Annotated in this window: 11 protein-coding genes; 7 read left to right on the top strand and 4 right to left on the bottom strand. The window is 63.2% G+C overall.

What is annotated here, in order from left to right; genetic code table 11:
• A partial coding sequence (locus QZ307_RS07100; protein ID WP_295997798.1) for a PAS domain S-box protein occupies positions 1-1,679 on the bottom strand: 1,679 nt, incomplete at its 3' end.
• Between the two features lie 277 nt (positions 1,680-1,956).
• On the opposite strand from QZ307_RS07100, the gene QZ307_RS07095 reads away from it, so the two are divergent.
• A complete protein-coding gene (locus tag QZ307_RS07095; RefSeq protein WP_295997796.1) occupies positions 1,957-2,649 on the top strand; it encodes an ElyC/SanA/YdcF family protein in 693 nt (230 codons plus the stop codon).
• An 8-nt stretch (positions 2,650-2,657) separates the two neighbouring features.
• Positions 2,658-3,506 (top strand): hypothetical protein, encoded by an 849-nt coding sequence (locus tag QZ307_RS07090; protein WP_295997793.1) that lies wholly within the window; start codon positions 2,658-2,660, stop codon positions 3,504-3,506.
• Here QZ307_RS07090 and QZ307_RS07085 read toward each other — a convergent pair.
• Complete coding sequence (locus QZ307_RS07085) at positions 3,458-3,910, bottom strand: hypothetical protein (protein WP_295997792.1); 453 nt, start codon at positions 3,908-3,910, stop codon at positions 3,458-3,460. The two genes, QZ307_RS07090 and QZ307_RS07085, sit on opposite strands and share 49 nt — an antisense overlap.
• Before the next feature lie 252 nt (positions 3,911-4,162).
• Between QZ307_RS07085 and QZ307_RS07080 the strand changes: the two genes are divergently transcribed.
• On the top strand, positions 4,163-4,786 hold the full coding sequence (locus QZ307_RS07080) for a TetR/AcrR family transcriptional regulator (protein WP_295997790.1): 624 nt from the start codon (positions 4,163-4,165) through the stop codon (positions 4,784-4,786).
• Between the two features lie 203 nt (positions 4,787-4,989).
• Here QZ307_RS07080 and QZ307_RS07075 read toward each other — a convergent pair whose 3' ends face one another.
• Positions 4,990-5,910 (bottom strand): 3-phosphoglycerate dehydrogenase, encoded by a 921-nt coding sequence (locus QZ307_RS07075; protein ID WP_295997788.1) that lies wholly within the window; start codon positions 5,908-5,910, stop codon positions 4,990-4,992.
• A gap of 178 nt (positions 5,911-6,088) precedes the next feature.
• On the opposite strand from QZ307_RS07075, the gene QZ307_RS07070 reads away from it, so the two are divergent.
• From QZ307_RS07070 to QZ307_RS07060, 3 genes are all read left to right on the top strand, one after another.
• Entirely contained in the window at positions 6,089-7,618 is a 1,530-nt protein-coding gene (locus QZ307_RS07070; RefSeq protein ID WP_295997786.1) for a bifunctional phosphopantothenoylcysteine decarboxylase/phosphopantothenate synthase, read from the top strand.
• 299 nt (positions 7,619-7,917) lie between these two features.
• Positions 7,918-8,613 carry a response regulator transcription factor gene (locus tag QZ307_RS07065; RefSeq protein WP_295997785.1) on the top strand — a complete coding sequence of 232 codons (696 nt, stop codon included), beginning with the start codon at positions 7,918-7,920 and terminating at the stop codon, positions 8,611-8,613.
• A gap of 95 nt (positions 8,614-8,708) precedes the next feature.
• Complete coding sequence (locus QZ307_RS07060) at positions 8,709-9,731, top strand: HAMP domain-containing sensor histidine kinase (RefSeq protein WP_295997783.1); 1,023 nt, start codon at positions 8,709-8,711, stop codon at positions 9,729-9,731.
• Positions 9,732-9,870: 139 nt separating this feature from the next.
• Here QZ307_RS07060 and QZ307_RS07055 read toward each other — a convergent pair whose 3' ends face one another.
• Complete coding sequence (locus tag QZ307_RS07055) at positions 9,871-10,758, bottom strand: LysR family transcriptional regulator (protein WP_295997781.1); 888 nt, start codon at positions 10,756-10,758, stop codon at positions 9,871-9,873.
• 208 nt (positions 10,759-10,966) lie between these two features.
• Here QZ307_RS07055 and QZ307_RS07050 point away from each other — a divergent pair.
• Positions 10,967-12,078 (top strand): FAD-dependent oxidoreductase (locus QZ307_RS07050; RefSeq protein ID WP_295997780.1); only part of this gene is annotated, 1,112 nt, incomplete at its 3' end.

The raw sequence follows: 12,078 nt of genomic DNA, 5'->3' as shown, positions 1-12,078 counted from the left end.
GTGGTGAAGCCCACGATGGCGTTCATGGGCGTGCGAATGTCGTGGGACATGTTCGACAGGAAGGCGCTCTTGGCGGCGCTGGCCTTGTTAGCCTGGGTGAGGGCGTCTTCCAGCAGTGCTTTCTTCTTCATCTCGTCGCGCGTTTGCTGGTCGACGCTGCGGAAGCCCAGGACCACATCGTGGCTGTCCTGCCAGTCGCCGGTGCGCACGATGGTGGCCTGGCAGTACTCTACGGCGTCGCCGCGCCGAATGCGGTAGTTCACGCTCATGCGCTTGGTGTCGGCCAGCTCTTCCCGCAGGTTGTCGGCGGAAAGCGCCGCGCGCAGCATGGCGGCGTCCTCCTCGTGCACGCCCTGGTCGATATAGGCGGCCAGGCAGTCGGCCATGGCCAGGTCGCCGGCGAAAAGCTCGTCAAGATGGCGCTCCTTCTCGTGGGACACGCGCAGGGGCACGCCGGTGCCCGCATCCAAATTGAACGAGCAGACGAGCAGGTAGTCCTCGGAAAGCGCCTGGATGAGGTCGCGCTGGTGGCGCTCCTTCTGCACTTCCTCGAGTTTCTTGTCGGTGTAGTCCAGCAAAAAGCGCTGGTACATAAGCTCGCCGTCGTTTTCCACCAGTTTGACGTTGCCCATGACGTGAACGATGTCGCCGTTGCTGTGGCGCACGCGGTACTCGGTGCTCACGGAGTCGCCCACGTGCTTGAGAGTGGCAATGCTCTCGCGCAGGGCGACGGCGTCCTCGGGCAGCACCGACGCGGCAATCATGTCGAAGCCGCTGTCCAGCAACTCGTCCTCTGATTGGTAGCCCAAAATGTCCAGGGCTGCCTTGTTGACGCCCAGCACGCGGCTGCCGTCGATGGAGTGGGTGATGACGCCGCCCTCCATGGAGGTGAAGATGGCCTCCAGGGTGCGGTTCTTCTCGACAATTTCGTTCTCGTAGGCGCGCTCTTGGGTGACATCGATGCCCACGCCCACGGTGCCCATGACCGTGCCGTCAATGTTGTACAGCGGCGATTTGTAGGTGGTGAGCAGGCGCGTGCCGTCGTTCGTTTGGACGGTTTCCTCGGACACGATGGTGGAGCGGCTTTCCATCACTTGGCGCTCCGACTCGATGCAGGCCGGGTCGTCGGCCTCGACGTCCCAGATATAGGCGTGGCCGCGGCCCTGGACTTGCTCTTTGGTCTTGTTGACTGTAGCGCAGAAGGCATCGTTGACCTTGTGATGGATGCCGTCGTCGGATTTGTACCACACCAGCGACGGAATGGAGTTGATGGTGGCCTCCAGGTACTGGTGGGTTTCCCAGGCATCGGCGAAGCGCTTGCGGGCCTTCTGCCAGCTGCGGAAGTGGAAGAGCAGCTCGGGCGTGGACAGGGGGGCCGTCCACAAGTCGTACAGGTGCTCGAGGAGATCGGTGAGCTCGGGCACCTGGTCGTGACCGGCGATGAGGACCAGGTCGGTGTCAGGGCCCTTGGCCGGCACGAGCGCCTCGACAAGGGCGCGGGCATTGCCGCCGCTGCCGTCGGCAATGATGAGATGGGCCGCTGCCGCAGCGCTGGCGTCGGGCACGTCGGTGGCAATAACCTCGTGAGTGAACGCCTCAAGGGGGGCGGCATCTTCAATGGCGCAGCGCGCCTCGTCGGGCAGTCCGACAAGGAGGAGACGAACGAGGCTGTGATACATGGCGTGTTCCTTCGGCAAAGACCAGATGGCACCGCGATGACAGGGCGTCATCAGCATTCCCGTTAGTATATCAAGTTCGCCGCTGGTTTTCTTTCCCGAATGCAAGGGAAGTGCAATTTGAGTTTGCAGGCTGAGAGGGGGGCGACGTGCCGGAGCGCTCCCTCCCCAAGGTGAACGTACCGTGGTCTTCGTTTGAAAGCTCGAACGGCGGCGACGGCGGCAGCAGCGCTCTTTGCTATAGTGAACGCTCGGTTTTTTCACGGTCCAGGGAGGTGGCATGGCGGCGCAGGCAAAAGCGCGAAGAGGTTTGCGGCGCGCAGCACTGGCCCTGGCTGCCGCCCTGGCGATCGTCGTCGCCATTGTGGCAGTCGCCAACATTGCCACAGTGGCCACCACCCGCGACCAGGTGCGCACGGTGTCCTCCGCTGCCGACGACTTGGCCGGCGCGCCCGCCGATGCCGTGCTCGTGCTGGGGGCTAGCGTCTATCCCGACGGTACTCCCAGCGACATTCTGGCCGACCGTCTGGAAGTGGCCGTTGATTTGTACAAGGCCGGAGCCGCTAAGGCCATCATCTGCAGCGGCGACAATCGCACGTCCCATTACAACGAATCCGACGCCATGAAGGCCTACTGCGTGGCCCTGGGGGTGCCGAGCGAGGACGTGTACGTGGACCACGCGGGCAACACCACCTACGAGTCCCTGTACCGGGCGCGAAATTTGTTCGGCGCCGATCGCATTATCGTCGCTACTCAGGCCTATCATCTCTACCGGGCGCTTTTCGCGGCCAATTGCCTGGGCATGGAGGCGTGGGGCGTGGCCACCGACAAGGGTGCCTACGACAACCAGCTTCACTACAGTGTGCGCGAAGTGGCGGCTCGCACGAAGGACTTCTTCGCAGCGCTGCTCAACCTGCCCGTCCCTCTTGAGGAATCGCCGATATCCCTCGACGATTCCGGTGATCTGACCTAGGGGGCCGCATGGAACGTCTCTCGTCGCTTTCCCGGCAGTTCTTAGGGTCGCTCGGTCCCGAGGCCGCCAAGATGATGCGCATCCAGCAGATCAAAGAGCGCTACCGCACGGCTGTACAGCGCACCTGGCGCGACAACCCCGCGGCTGCCCAGCTGGTGCTTGCCCATACCAACGGCATGTACGTAGCGAAAGACGAGCGTTTGCGCACGGGTCCCGACAAGCATAAGGATCGCATCGTGTTCGGGGTGTACCTTGACGATCCGGTGGTGCGCACCGAGTTCGATGCCCGTCAGCAGCTGCTCGTCTTCGCCCTGCACCAAGAGGGCATGAGCTTCGATGAGCTGCGCATTCTGCCGGCGAAATGGGATATGCGGCAGCGCCACGCCTTTCCCGAGTTCTGGGGCGAAGAGGCGCCTCCCGCGGCGACGACGGCCTCGGCGGCGGCTGTGCGACGCATCGAGGACGACACCCTTCGTCTCGACACGCTCAAGAAGGCCTTCTGTCTTGCGTTCGAGGAAGCCGACGAGGCCTGGGCGGTGCTTGAGCGCATCGAGGGGGCGGCCTTCGACGTGGTGCGGCGGCCCGACGAGGCTGCGGCGCCCGAGCACTGCCAATCCTACTGGTGCCATGTGTATGTGGAAGACAAAGAAGCCATGAAGGCGGTGTTGCGGGCTCGCGGGGCCGCTGTCAAATCGAAGGCCTATCGCCTTGGCCTGCGCATTCGGGCATTTGTAGTGCACCAGGCCACGCCTTCCATGGCGGGGCAGTGCGCGTTTCGCCGGGCGGGGCATTCGGTGCCCCTTAAGGTTCACCCTTCTTGGGCTACCGATTCAAAGACGGCACGGCCGTCCAAGTGAATTCTTAGTTCCCAGGGATTGACCAGGTTGTAGGCGTAGAAGAGCGGCTTGTCCGCCTGTTCGAGCACGCGCCCTACGGGAACCTCGTCGGCGCAGTAGATTTTGCGGCATCGCGCGCTGAGCCGATCTTGGCTGATAAAGAGGGAAGGGTCTTCGTAGCGACAGGACCCTTGGCTGAAAAAGTAGTTGTGCGCATCGTTCCAGCCAAAAAGCTCGGTGATAACGCGGTGCAGGTCGGCGAGCGAGTCGTCGGGTCGCACTGAGGCGTTGCGCAGCAGCGAGGGCTCCGTGTCGACGAGCTCGATGATGACGTTCAGGTACGAACGGGCATCCTCCTCGTCGCGGGGAGTCCCGTTCGTTCCCCGAGAGGGATCGGTGGGAAACTTGATAATTTTCGCTGCCACGATGAAAGCCTTTCGCCTTGTATCGAGGGTAGGTAGGGGCGATTGTAGCAAGAGTTGTCAAAAGGAAAACCCCTTGGCGGCAAAATAGCGAAAAATAGGTGGCGAACTGGCGATTTATGGTTATTTACACTAAGTTAATAGGTCATGATATGGGCAAATTGATGAGTATTCGATCAGGAAGAGCGCAGGCAGGGGAGAGCGGTATAATTTTGTTCTCATCAAGGACCGAGCGAAAGGAAAAGGGGCCTGCCCGTGGCGCATAAGAGGAAAACCAGCAAGGCCGATGCCACGCGCCGCGAGCTGCTGGATGCGGCCCTGAAGGTCATTGCCGAGCGCGGCTATACGGCGGCCACGGTCGATCACATTGTGGAAGCGGCCGGCGTTTCCAAGGGCGTGGCCTACTACCACTTCACCAGCAAAGCCGATATTGCCGAGTGCATTCTTGTCGAGGGTATCGACGAGGTGAGTACCTCGTTTCAGGCCATTGCCGATGAGGCCCCCACCGCTACGGCGGCCCTGGTGGGCATGATTGAGTCCTTCGCCGCCTTCATTTTCCAGAACGCGGCGTTCGGACGCTTCTTCGTGTCCGAGCTCTGGCGCACGGGGCGCCCGTGGACCGAGGCCATCCATGAGCACCAAGAGCGCCTGCTGGCCATTTTGCGCGCCCAGCTTGAGCGCGGCCAGCGCGAGGGCACCGTGCGCCCTCAAATTGACCCCATGTTCGAGGCCGTCGCCTTGGTAGGCATGGTGCTCACCGCCACGCTGTACTACATCGGCGAGGCTGAGGCGGCCCCCGATGCCACCGACGAGATCCAGCGGCGGTTTGTGGCCCAGGTCACCGATTTCGTGCACCACGCCAACGGACCGGCGGTCTAGAGGGCGAGCGAACAGGGCGGCAGCCCAGACGGCAGCCCCAGCGGATTGGCCTTCCTGCGAGAACGCAGGCGTCGTTGCAAAGGGGCACTTCGCTGGCGTCGTTACGGGAGGGGCGCGGTCGCTGGCGTCGCTGTAGGAGGACGCAAAAAGGGCGACCCGAAGGCCGCCCAGGAAATACCGTGTCGCTTGAGGCGCGCCGAGCGCTACATGTTAACGCAGTGGGTCCTCTTGCCGTTCTCCAGATAGTCCATCACCTCGGCCACGGCCATCTTTGCGCAGTTGTCCTCGGCTTCGGCCGTCGAGGCGCCCAGGTGCGGGATGACAATGGCGCGCTCCATCTTCACCACGGCCGGGTTGGCGAAGTCGGTCACATAGGCGGTTACCTTGCCGGAATCCAGGGCGGCGGCCATGGCGGCGTCGTCCACCAAGGTGTCGCGGGAGAAGTTCAGGAACACCACGCCGTCTTTCATCTGGGCGATGGCGTCTCCGTTGATCATCATCTTAGTGGAGGGCAGCGCCGGCACGTGGATGGTGATGAAGTCGCTGGCAGCGTAGAGGGGCGCCAGATCGTCGGTGAACTCCACCGTGGGGGAGATCTGCTCGTGAACGGTGATGCCGTCCAGGGCCGGGTCATAGCCGATGACCTTCATGCCCAGGGCCTCGGCGGCTTGGGCCACCTGACGGCCGATGGCGCCCAGACCGATGACGCCCAGGGTCTTGCCCAGAATCTCGCCGCCGGCGAACTGCTTCTTCGCCTTCTCGGCCGACTTGCCCACGTTCTCGTCGTCGGCGTTGTCGCGCACCCAGGCCACGCCGCCGATGATGTCGCGGCTCGCCAGCAGAAGGCCGGCCAGCACCAGTTCTTTCACCGCGTTGGCGTTGGCGCCGGGCGTGTTGAACACGGCAATGCCGGCTTCAGCGAACTTGTCCAGCGGAATATTGTTCACGCCGGCGCCGGCGCGGGCGACGGCCTTCAGGTTGGCAGGGATGTCCATCTCGTGCATATCGGCCGAGCGCACGAGGATGGCGTCCGCCTCCTCGATGTTGTCGGTGAGCTCGTACTGGTCAGTCAGGCAGGCCAGGCCCACGGGGGAGATGTTGTTCAGGCAATGAATCTTGTACACGGCGGCTCCTTTCAGTAAGCGCCTTCAGCATACCCCTAACTTTAGTCGGTTAAAGCGAAAGATCGTCGGGGCGGGGAAAATGGGGAACGATTCGGTTGCCTCTTCGTACTGAGCGCCCTCGCGAGCTCCGTTGCCTAAGTTGCGTATAATGGGCGGAAGACGAACGCTAGGAGGAACTATGTCGCAAGAACGTCCCTGCGTGCTGCTGGGCATTACCGGTTGCATTGCCGCGTACAAGGCCTGCGAAATTCTGCGCGGGCTGCAGAAGGCAGGCATGCGCGTGAAGGTGGTCATGACCGAGCACGCCACTCATTTCGTGGATCCGGTGACGTTCCGCGCGCTTTCCCACGAGAAGGTGGCGGTGGGGCTGTTCGACGATCCGTCCGACCCCATTCACCATATCTCGTTGGCCGAAGAGTGCGACACCTTCCTCATCGCACCCTGCACCGCCAATGTGATGGCGAAGGTGGCCTGCGGTATTGCCGACGACCTGTTGAGCACCACGGCCCTGGCCTGTACCGCGCCGCTGGTCATTGCGCCGGCCGCCAACGTGCACATGTACGAGGCGGCGCCGACGCAGCAGAACATGGCCGTTCTGCGCGGACGCGGCGTGCGTTTTATCGAGGGCGATTCCGGGTATTTGGCTTGCGGCGATGTGGGGCGCGGTCGCCTTGCTGATCCGGCGGTAGTGGTGCGCCACACCTTGGCTGTGCTGGCGGACACTTTGGGCGTCGACGCCCTGCGTCTTGCCTGCGAGCAGCACGGCGAGCTGCCGTTCGCCCAGGTCATGGCTCAGCTGTCCCAGGCCCAGGAGGAACAGGCTGCGGCCGCTGACGCTGCCGCCGGGTCTGGTGGTGCCTCTCCCGTCGCGGCCTCGAACGCGGCGGCTTCCGCTTCCGGGATGGCGTCCGCCTCGTCGGTTTCCGCTGCTCTAGCATGGGCGGCAGGCGCCGAGGCAGCTGCCGCAGTGCCGAACGCCGCCGCCGTTGCCGCCGCCCAGGCGCCCGTGGGCTATCCTAAGGGCAACGCCCCCTGCACGGCGGGTGCCCTGGCAGGCAAGACCGTGCTCATCACGGCGGGTCCCACGGTGGAGCCTATCGATTCGGTGCGCTATATTTCCAACTACTCCTCGGGCAAGATGGGCTACGCCATTGCCGAGGCAGCTGCGGCCCAAGGCGCGCGCGTGGTGCTGGTGTCGGGGCCGGTGGCCCTGGCGGCGCCGGCGGGTGTGGAGGTAGTGCCCGTGAAAACGGCCCGCGACATGCTGGCCGCCTGCGAGAAAGAGTTCTCCCAGGCCGATGCCGCCATCTTCGCTGCCGCGGTGGCTGACTTGCGTCCGGCAAACCCTGCGGACCGCAAGCTAAAGAAGGGACGGGACGACGCGGCCCTCGCTAACGTGGCCCTGACGGAAAACCCCGATATTCTGGCTACCCTGGCCGCGGGCAAGCGGCCGGGCCAGTACGTGGTGGGCTTCGCCGCCGAAACCAACGACGTGCTCATGAACGCCCACGCGAAGCTGGAAAAGAAGCACGCCGACATGATCGTGGCCAACCAGGTGGGCGACGGCGTGGCCTTCGGCACCGATGACGATGAAGTGTGGTTCGTCACGGCCAACGACGAGGTCCTGCTGCCCCTTATGCCCAAGCGCGATGTGGCCCGTCGCATTGTCGAGGTAGTGGCCCAGCACGTTGCGCCCATCGAAGCCTAAGGTCCTTGCGCGACCGAGAAATTGCGATCTGTTAGCAGATCTTCGGCGTGTAGGTCTCTTGCGAGGAAAAACAGCGCCCGCCATTGCAGTGACGGTCTTCGTTTTCCCAGGTCACTGTTAATCATAGAAAGGGTGGTCTGTCCGAGCGGGTAAACAGCGCTAACGGATCGAAAAAAACGCCACAAAAAGCAAGCTCTCGCTTTCGGCAGCTCATTACGGTTCCGTAAGCCGACGCATTTTATCCGTGGCCGCTTCTTTTTGCCTGCGCCGTTATTCAGTATGATGGAAAAATACGAGCAGTGAGAACGAAGAGAGGCGAGATCATGCGCGTACTGGTGGTGGAGGACGATCATGCCATTGTGGCGGCGCTTTCGGCGCTGCTGGCCGATGAAGGTTTCGAGGTGCGTTCGGTGGCAACCCAGGACGGCGCCTGCCAGCTTCTGGCACGAGAGACATTCGACATTGCGCTGCTCGACGTGACGCTGGCTCAGGGCAACGGGTTCGCCGTGTGCGCTGCCGCCCGCGAGGCGGCGCCCGATATGCCGGTCATCTTTCTGACGGCTTCCGACGACGAATATTCCACCGTGGCCGGCCTCGACATGGGGGCGGTCGACTACATTGCCAAGCCCTTCCGCGCCCGCGAGCTGGTGTCGCGCATCCGCGGGGCACTCCGGCGCGTCAGCCCTGCCGACAATGTCCTGACGGCCGGCGATGTGCGCCTCGATGTGGCCTCGGCCGCGGTCACGAAGGCCGGTGCCGAGGTCTTTCTTTCGGCGTTAGAGTATCGCTTGCTGCTTTACTTTCTGCAGCACAAGGGCAAGCTGGTCACCCGCGAGATGCTGCGCGACGCCATTTGGGACACGGCGGGCGAGTACGTGTCCGATAACGCGCTCAACGTGTACGTGAAACGGCTGCGCGAGAAGGTTGAGGACGACTCTTCGGACCCGCGTCTGATCCAGACGGTGCGCGGCTTGGGCTATAAGGTGGGGGAGTAGCTCTATGGCGCGTTTTCGCCGGTTTCGCAGGAGGGGGATTCGGCGCTCTCCGTTCAGACGGGAGCGTTCATGCTTGTTGAAGGTGGGAGGCTGACATGGGCTCGGCATCGACGCTTGTGCGCCAGTGCGCGGTGCTGGCGGTCCTGGTGGCGCTTGTCGCGTGGGCGGCTCCCGCGGAGGCGAAGGTCTGGGTGCTGGCTACCGGCGCGCTTGCCCTGACCTTTTTCCTAGGAGTCTCCCTGTATCGTCATCGGCAAATTCGGCGCTTGGCCGATGAGGTGGACGAGGTGCTCCATTCTGGCCGCCGCGTCGACTTCTCGAACTGCCGCGAGGGTGATGTGGCCGTACTGGCCAACGAGTTGGGGAAGATGACCGCGCGCCTGGCGCGCACGAGCGAGTCGTTGGCGGCCGAGCGCAACGCCCTCGCTGACTCCCTCGCCGATGTGTCGCACCAGATTCGCACCCCGCTGACGGCCGTCACGCTCATGCTGCCTGTGGTGGAGCGCGCCGACGATTCGCTGGAGCGCAAGCGCGCCGTGCGTCGCCTCGAGATCATGATCGAGCGCGTGTCCTGGCTGGTCACCACCTTGCTGAAAATTGCGAAGGTCGATGCCGGCGCCATGCACGTGGAGCGCCGCTGCGTCAATGCCGCCGCTGTGGTGCACCGCGCCGTGGCCCCGCTGGAAACGGCCATGGACCTGCGGGACGTGGCCCTCGTGCTCGATCTCGACGAGGCGGCCACCTTCCAAGGCGACGCTCCCTGGACCGCCGAGGCCCTCGAGAACATCGTGAAGAACTGCATGGAGCACACGCCTGCCGGCGGTACCGTTACGGTAACGGCTCGCGAGGACGCTCTGGCCACCACGGTCGTGGTGGCCGACACCGGCCCCGGTATTGCACCGGACGATCTGCCGCACATTTTCGACCGCTTCTATCGCGGCGGCCGGAGCGAGGGGGCGCCCTCAGTGGATGAAGATGTGCGCCAGCCGGCTGGCTTTGGCATCGGGCTGTCGCTGGCCCAGGCCCTGGTGTCCGCCCAGGGCGGTACTCTGCGCGCCGCCAATAACGGTGAAGGAGGCGCGCGCTTCGATATCGCCTTCCCCAAGCTGGTGGTGTAAGCGCTGTCGGCTGATCTAGCGGCTCAGCTCAAACGCCCAGAACGGGGTGATGGATGTTGTCGACTCTCTGTGTCGTCTTGCCTCAATGGGCACGCTAGGGAAGAGCACGGTTCTGCCTGCGAATGTGACGAAGATGTGCCTAATGTCCCACAACTTGCTCGGCGGCAGCTATGAGCTGATCGATGCGGGGGTCGTCCTGCTTCCAGGCGATGCCCAGGGTGATGGAGGGCAGGTTGGCGTCCAGGTCAACTGAGTCAACGCCCAGTGCCTCGGCATAGGCGTCGCAGAGGTGGCTGGCTACAAACAAGCCCATGCCGGCGCGCACTGCCATGAAGGCTGTGTCCCCGTCGCGACAGTTTGTGGCCGTGCGCAGCTCGATACCCTGGGCTTCCAAAAGCGTTCCTGTGGCAGAGAGGAAGCGGGTCGTGGGCACGCCGTAGGCGCTCAGCAGCGTTTCGCCCTGCAGATCTTCAAGGGTGACCGCCTTCATGCGCGAGAACTTATGACCGCGAGGGAAGTACACGCACGGGCCAGCGGTGGCCAGAGGGTGGAAACGAACGCCCTCGCTGCCGTCCAGCTCGGTGCTGGCAGTAACAGCCACGTCGATGTGGTCTTCCAGCAAAAGCAGCGATATCTGGGGCATCGTCTCGCGTCGTAGCGAAAAGGGGAAGCTGCCGGGCTCCTTCGGAATGCGGAAGAGGGCCTTTCCCAGCCATAAGCTTGAGAGCGGCCCATCGTATCCAAGGCGCAGCGGCGCCACGCCGCCCTTGGCAATGGTGGAAGCTGTGGCCACGGCCGCCTCATAGCCGTCTCTGAGTTCGAGAAAATGCTGCAACAGGTAGCTGCCTGCCGCCGTGAGCTCGATGGAGTGTCCCTTGCGCAGGAACAACGGATAACCCAGCTCGGTCTCAAGAGAGATAACTTGCTGGCTCACCGTTGATTGAGAGAGATAGAGCTGACGGGCTGCCGCCGAGAAGCCGCCGCATTGAGCCACGGCGATGAAGCAATCTATTTGCCGGTGATTCATGAAGAAGCCCCTCCCAGAGCCGCCTATCTATCGGGCAATCCGATTATAGCATCGCAATAATCGCTACGGTGCACGTGGATAGGCTCCTATCGCAATACCCGATAGGTGCTTCGAAGATGCGATGACCTGCGGATTAGCCTCCTGCCTATGATGCTCTCAAGCGACGCTTTAGGGCGACGAACCGAGAGTCAACTTAAGGAGGGTTCTTATGGCAAGCAACGAAAAGGGGATGTCGAGAAGGTCGTTCCTCGGTATGGCGGGCGTTACGGCTGCTGGTGCTTTGACGGCAGGGATGGCTGGCTGCGCCCCTGCAGAGCCGAAGAAGGCTGGCGAGGAAGGATTGGCGGCTACGGGCTCAGGCTCCAGCCCCTCTAAGACTATCGAGTTCAATGGTCAGACGCTGCCGAAATCCATGGCGAAGCCGGAGCCCATTGCCGAAGATGCAATCGTGCAGACCGTGGATTGCGACGTGCTCGTGGTGGGTGCTGGCATTTCCGGCTTGCCCGCGGCCTGCATTGCGGCCGAGAAGGGCGCCAAAGTGGTTTGCGTGGAGAAGGGCAGTGCCCCGTGTGCCACCCGTCCCACCGGTCTTTCCTGGTTCGGTACGAAAAAGCTCAAGGAGCTTGGCGTGCTGTGCACCGAGGAAGAGAAAGCCGCTATCGTCAAGGATATCTTCGGCGGGGCCAACGCCACGTCCAAGCAGGAAATCGTCAAGCTGTGGCTCGATGAATCGGGCGAAGCCGGCGACTATCTGACCGACATCATCGAGGCCTCGGGCATCCCGGTGCGCGTGGGCGGCTACTACGGCTACTACAAGCACTTCGATACCGTTACCGAAGGCGCCGAGGATATGAAGAAGACCGGCGGCATCTACAACGATTCCTACTGGAACATGTACGCGTTGCAGCACCAGGTGGGCGAGAACGAGAAGCCTGGCGTTTGCCTGTGGGGCCGCGAGGACCTCTCGGATGCCGATTGGCTGACTCCCGTCTACAACCGCGCGGTGGAACTGGGCGTGGAGTTCCTGTTCAGCACGACGGCCGAGCAGCTCGATCGCGAAGAGGGCTGGGAGGACGACAACTCCAAGCGCGTGACCGGCTGCGTGGCCAAGGGCCCCGACGGCTATGTGCGCGTTAACGCTGCAAAGGGCGTCGTGCTGGCCACGGGCGGCTTCGACTGGGACGACGATATGGTGGACTACTACTATCCCATCGGCCTGCGCACCTGCCGCACCTGGCAGAAGTGGATGACGGGCGACGGCCACAAGATGGGCGTGTGGGTCGGCGCCAAGATGGAGGATCCCGGCCAGTACGTGTCCCA

The sequence above is a fragment of the uncultured Adlercreutzia sp. genome (assembly GCA_910585575.1).
Classification (GTDB): Bacteria; Actinomycetota; Coriobacteriia; order Coriobacteriales; family Eggerthellaceae; genus Adlercreutzia.
This window is presented reverse-complemented; position numbering and strand designations above follow the sequence as displayed.